Source organism: Paracoccus fontiphilus, from assembly GCF_017356265.1.
Classification (GTDB): domain Bacteria; phylum Pseudomonadota; class Alphaproteobacteria; order Rhodobacterales; family Rhodobacteraceae; genus Paracoccus; species Paracoccus fontiphilus.
The window spans coordinates 1-5,219 of sequence record NZ_JAFNAW010000116.1; the positions used below are offsets into that span (position 1 = coordinate 1).

Below are 5,219 nucleotides of genomic sequence, written 5' to 3' on the forward strand. Positions count from 1 at the left end.
CTGGCGCAGCGCTGGCTTGCGGTGCTGCCGCTGGGCACGGGCGTCGCGGGCGGGCTCGGCCTGCCGCTGCGGCTGGCGCGGATGCTGCTGATCGCGCTTGCCGGGCTGGCGACGGGGGCCGCGACCGTTCTGGTCGGGCCGCTGTCCTTCGTGGGCCTGATGGCGCCGCATGTCGCGCGTCGCCTGGGGCTTGCCCGGCCCGGCGATCACGTCACCGGCGCGGCGCTGATCGGGGCGGGGCTGATGCTTCTGGCCGATTTCGGAGCGCGGATGGCGGGCTTTCCCTATGAACTGCCGCTGGGCCTGTTCGCGTCGCTGATCGGCGCGCCCTGGCTGATCTGGCTGATGATGAGACCTCACCGATGACGCTTTTCGCCATTCGCGACCTGACCGTGGACGTGCCGGGACGCCGCCTGCTGCACGGGCTGACGCTGGACCTGCCGCAGGGCCGGATGATCGCGCTGATCGGCCACAACGGATCGGGCAAATCGACGCTGCTGAAGGTGCTGGCCCGCCAGGTCGCGGCCAGCGGCGGCTCTGTCAGCTTCGAGAGCCGTCCCCTGGGCGACTGGCGGGCGCGGGACTATGCCCGCCGCCTGGCCTTCCTGCCACAGCACCCGCCCCCGGCCGAGGGCATGACCGTGCGCGAACTGGTGGCCCTTGGCCGCTATCCCTGGCACGGTGCGCTGGGCCGTTTCAGCCTTGAGGACCACGCAGCCGTGACCCGTGCGATGGCCGAATGCGGCGTTTCCGCCTTTGCCGACCGGCTGGTGGACACGATGTCGGGCGGTGAACGCCAGCGGGCCTGGCTGGCGATGATGGTCGCGCAGCAGGCGGGCACCCTGCTGCTGGACGAACCGATCAGCGCATTGGACATCGCCCACCAGGTCGAGGTTCTGGCGCTTGTCCGCCGCATGTGCCATGAGACGGGCCGCAGCGCCGTGATCGTCCTGCACGAGGTCAACATGGCCGCCCGATTCTGCGACCATGTGGTCGCGCTGAAGGGCGGGCGACTGGCCTTGCAGGGCGGGCCGTCCGACCTGATGCGGCCGGAGGCGCTGAAACACATCTATGGCCTGCCCATGCAGGTGCTGACACGCCCGGGTGGCAGTCCCGTCGCCATCCCCGCCTGAAGGAACAACCCGATGCTGCGCCAGTTCTTTTCCTATTACCGCCCCTTCATGGGGCTGTTCTGGCTGGATTTCGGCTGCGCGGTGCTGTCGGGCCTGCTGGAACTGGCCTTTCCGCTGGCGATAACCGCCTTCATCGACCACCTGCTGCCGCAGGGCAACTGGACGCTGACCGTCGCCGCCGCCGCGGGCCTGCTGGCGCTTTATGCGATCAACGCGGGGCTGCTGACGGTGGTGATCTACTGGGGCCACAAGCTGGGCATCAACATCGAGACCGAGATGCGCGCCCGCGCCTTCGACCACCTGACGCGGCTGTCCTGGCGCTGGTACGACCGCGCGCGCACTGGCAAGCTGGTCGCCCGCGTGACCCGCGACCTCGAGGAGATCGGAGAGGTCGCCCATCACGGCCCCGAGGATGCGTTCATTGCGCTGATGACCTTCGTGGGCGCCTTCGGGCTGATGTTCTGGGTCAACCCGCAGCTTGCGGTGATCGTGGCGCTGATCGTGCCCGCGATGCTGGCGCTGGTGATCGTCTATGGCGGGCGCATGACCCGGACCTGGCGCGCCATCTATTCCCGCGTGGGCGACTTCAACGTCCGGCTGGAGGAGGCGCTGGGGGGCGTCCGCGTCGTGCAGGCCTTCGGCAACGAGGCGCACGAGACGGAGCTTTTCGGCCACGACAACCAGCGCTACCGGACCACCAAGCTGGAAGCCTACAAGGTGATGGCGGTGTCCTCGGCCCTGCAATACATGGGCCTGCGACTGGTGCAGGTGATCGTGATGGTCGTCGGCGCGGGCTTCGTGCTGTCGGGCGAACTGACCACCGGCGGCTTCGTGGGCTTCCTTTTGCTGGTCGGCGTCTTCTACCGGCCGCTGGAAAAGATCGCCGCCGTGATCGAGACCTATCCGCGCGGCATCGCCGGATTCCGCCGCTACCAGGAACTGCTGGCGACCGAGCCCGAGATCACCGACGCCCCCGCCGCCATCGAGGCCCCGGCCCTGCGCGGCGACATCGTCTTCGAGAATGTCAGCTTCGCCTATGAGGAAGGCCGCACCATCCTGGACGGCGTCGATCTGGCGGTGAAGGCGGGGGAAACGGTTGCCTTTGTCGGGCCGTCCGGCGCGGGCAAGACCACGCTGCTGGCACTGCTGCCCCGGTTCTATGAACCGACGCGGGGCCGGATCACCGTGGACGGGCTGGCGCTGTCCCAGATGCGGCTGAACAGTCTGCGCCGCCAGATCGGCCTGGTCAGCCAGGACGTGTTCCTGTTCGGCGGCACCCTGCGCGAGAACATCGGCTATGGCCGCCTGGGCGCCAGCGACGAGGAAATCCGCCAGGCCGCCGCGCAGGCGCAACTGACCTCGATGATCGAATCGCTGCCCGACGGGCTGGACACGGTTGTCGGCGAACGCGGCGTGATGCTGTCGGGCGGGCAGAAGCAGCGGGTAGCCATTGCCCGCGCCTTCCTGAAGAACCCTCCGATCCTGATCCTGGACGAGGCGACAAGCGCGCTGGACAGCCAGACCGAACGCGAAATCCAGCAGGCTCTGGATGCCCTGGCGGTCGGCCGCACCACGCTGGTCATCGCCCACCGGCTGGGCACGATCCGCAACGCCGACCGTATCGTCGTCATGCAGGGGGGGCGCATCGCCGAAATCGGCAGCCATGCCGACCTGATCGCCAAAGGCGGCATCTATGCCCGGCTTGCAGCCTGACGCACTGCCCCGGTCAGGGTGGGCGGCAGGCAGGCCCGGCCGCCGTCCCTTCGCCCCGCCACAGGCAAAAATACACTAAGAAATTGTTAACCGTTGCCAACTTGGAGCAAATTGCCCTAAGGTTCCAGCGCGGCCGATTGTTTCGTCTGCCTTCCCTTTTGGGACATTTTCCGTGTTGCAGCGTTAAGGAGTGAATTGATGACGACAGCCTTGAAAGCCGCGGCGCTTGCCGCCGTGACAAGCCTTGGGCTTGGCCATGCCGCCGATGCGGCAACCGTCGCAAGCGTGGACGTGCCCTGGACGCAATTCGGCGCCATCGTGCATGAAATCAACCAGGCGGGCGACTATACGCTGGATTTCTCGGGCAAGGGCCGGCTGTGGTTCAGCCCCAACTACCTGGGCAGCGCCGCCTATGTCTTTGCCGAAGTCGATGGCGGGATCGGCCAGTTGATCGAGACGCTGGGCGGCGGCGTCAAGCTGACGGCGATGAAAACCACCTCGGTCGATCTGGGCTATCTGGGCCTCGGCCTCGATTTCGTGGCCGGGATCTGGGCACTGGGCGGCGACGTGAGGATGAGCCTGAACGTCGAGGATGTTCCTGCCCCGGCCCCGGTGCCCCTGCCCGCGACCTTGCCCCTGCTGGCGGCGGCGGTCGGCGCGGCAGGCCTGCTCGCACGGCGGCGCAAGCACGCCTGAGCGGACAAGGGCGGGGCAGCGCCTCGCCCTCAGCCCCAATAGGCGGCGGCCATGAAGTTCTTGCGGTCCATTCCGCGCGCCAGAAGATGCTGGCGGGCCTGGCGGGCCAGCCCGGCCTCGGCCGCGAACCAGACAAAGGCGTCCCGTTCCGGCGCGGCTGTGGACAGCGCCGCCATCAGGTCGGCGCAGTGCACCACGCGGGGATCGGCGGCCAGCGGCCCCAGGTCGGAATGGGCAGCCCGGACATGGGCCGTCACCGTGCCCCTGGCCAGTTCCAGCATCCGCGCCATTGCCGGCAATGCGGTTTCGTCCCCGAACAGGTGCAGCCGTTCCGCATCCGGGCACCAGCCGCCGCCGGGGCCGATGATGCCGACCGTCGTTCCCTCCGGGTCCGACAAGGCCCAGTCACAGGTGGGGCTGCCATCATGGCGGAAGATGTCGAAGTCCAGCCAGTCGCCGCCCTGGCCGGCCACGGTATAGACCGGCCGATGCAGCGCGTCCGCCCCGCCGGGCCATTCGGTCCGCCCCGTGGCGCCGATTCGCGGCCAGACCGCCGCGCGGCCCGCAGGCGGCAGCAGCAGGCGGAAATGCAGGCTGCCGATGCCGAAGCGCGCCGCGTCCGCGCCCGCCAGTCGCACCCGGACATAGCCGGGAGAACGCCGCGTGACCGATACCACCTGCATCAGCGACAATCCCGGCGCCAGCGCGCCCGCATCGACGCGGTCCCAGCTGACCTCCAGCCCGGCTTCGGCGAAAAGCTCGGTCGCGCTGTCCTGCAGGGTGCCGATCAGCCGCGATTCGGGGGCCGAAAGCTCGACCCGCACGGCGTCGCTGTCGGGCACCAGGCGCAACTCGCAGCCCCAGACGAACAGGCTCATGGCCTCGGTCGTCTCGACCAAGGGCACGTCCCAGGCCGCGGCACGGGCCTTCAGGGCCGCTGCCGCCGCGCCCGAGGCGCGGGGAATGGTGCCGAAGTTCCGGTGGCTGCGCAAAAGCGACATGGCGCGACCCTTTCCATGGTTGCGGGTTTCTTATACTAAACCAAATCACTCAACAATGTGGAAACTGCTTGATAACACAGGCAGGCGACAGGAACGGGATCGCGATGGGCTATCGCCACACGATGACCTGCCAGACCGAGGGCATCCGGACGACCGACCCGGTCCGCTGGCGCGGGTTCGACGGCATGGTGGGGGTCTTCTGGCAGGCCGAGGGACAGGCCACCGCGCACGGCTATTACCTGTCCCCCGATCCGCGCATCATGTTTTTCTTCGACGACGTGTCGGGCCATATCCTTGTCTCGAATCGGGACGGGAATGTCACGGCGCATGGCCGCCCGATGCTGCGCGCGCTTTATGTGCCTGCGGGCCTGCCCTTGTGGTCCCGCTTCACCGGGCAGCACCGGTTCTCTCACCTCGACCTGCACATCCACGGCGACCGCCTGCTGCGCTGCCTTGCGCCGTCCCTGGGCATCTCCGAGGCCCGGTCCGTGATGCGCCGACCGGTCGAGGTCCAGGACGCCCCCGCCATCGCCGCCTTGGCCGGGCTGCTGGTCGACGAGGTGTCGCACCCCGCGCGGCACGCGGCCTTTGCCGAGAACCTGGCCGGCGCGATCGCCACGGGGCTGCTGGAGCTGCCCGCCCCCGAGGGCGAGGACCGCGCGCGCCGCCGGCGGCC

General features: G+C 68.8%; 5 protein-coding genes and 1 pseudogene. 5 read left to right on the forward strand and 1 reads right to left on the reverse strand.

All coding sequences use genetic code 11. The features are described from left to right. From J0F76_RS19770 to J0F76_RS19785, 4 genes are all read left to right on the forward strand, one after another. On the forward strand, positions 1-366 hold a 366-nt coding region (locus J0F76_RS19770; protein WP_207472107.1), incomplete at its 5' end, for an iron chelate uptake ABC transporter family permease subunit. Next, complete coding sequence (locus J0F76_RS19775) at positions 363-1,133, forward strand: ABC transporter ATP-binding protein (RefSeq protein ID WP_207472108.1); 771 nt, start codon at positions 363-365, stop codon at positions 1,131-1,133. The genes J0F76_RS19770 and J0F76_RS19775, both read left to right, overlap by 4 nt. 12 nt (positions 1,134-1,145) lie before the next feature. Further along, on the forward strand, positions 1,146-2,846 hold the full coding sequence (locus J0F76_RS19780; RefSeq protein ID WP_207472109.1) for an ABC transporter ATP-binding protein: 1,701 nt from the start codon (positions 1,146-1,148) through the stop codon (positions 2,844-2,846). Between the two features lie 198 nt (positions 2,847-3,044). Then, complete coding sequence (locus J0F76_RS19785) at positions 3,045-3,542, forward strand: PEP-CTERM sorting domain-containing protein (RefSeq protein ID WP_207472110.1); 498 nt, start codon at positions 3,045-3,047, stop codon at positions 3,540-3,542. 29 nt (positions 3,543-3,571) lie between these two features. Here J0F76_RS19785 and J0F76_RS19790 read toward each other — a convergent pair whose 3' ends face one another. Next, positions 3,572-4,543 carry a siderophore-interacting protein gene (locus J0F76_RS19790; protein WP_207472111.1) on the reverse strand — a complete coding sequence of 324 codons (972 nt, stop codon included), beginning with the start codon at positions 4,541-4,543 and terminating at the stop codon, positions 3,572-3,574. A 68-nt stretch (positions 4,544-4,611) separates the two neighbouring features. On the opposite strand from J0F76_RS19790, the pseudogene J0F76_RS19795 reads away from it, so the two are divergent. Then, a pseudogene (locus J0F76_RS19795) lies at positions 4,612-5,219 on the forward strand (AraC family transcriptional regulator); the annotation flags it as partial.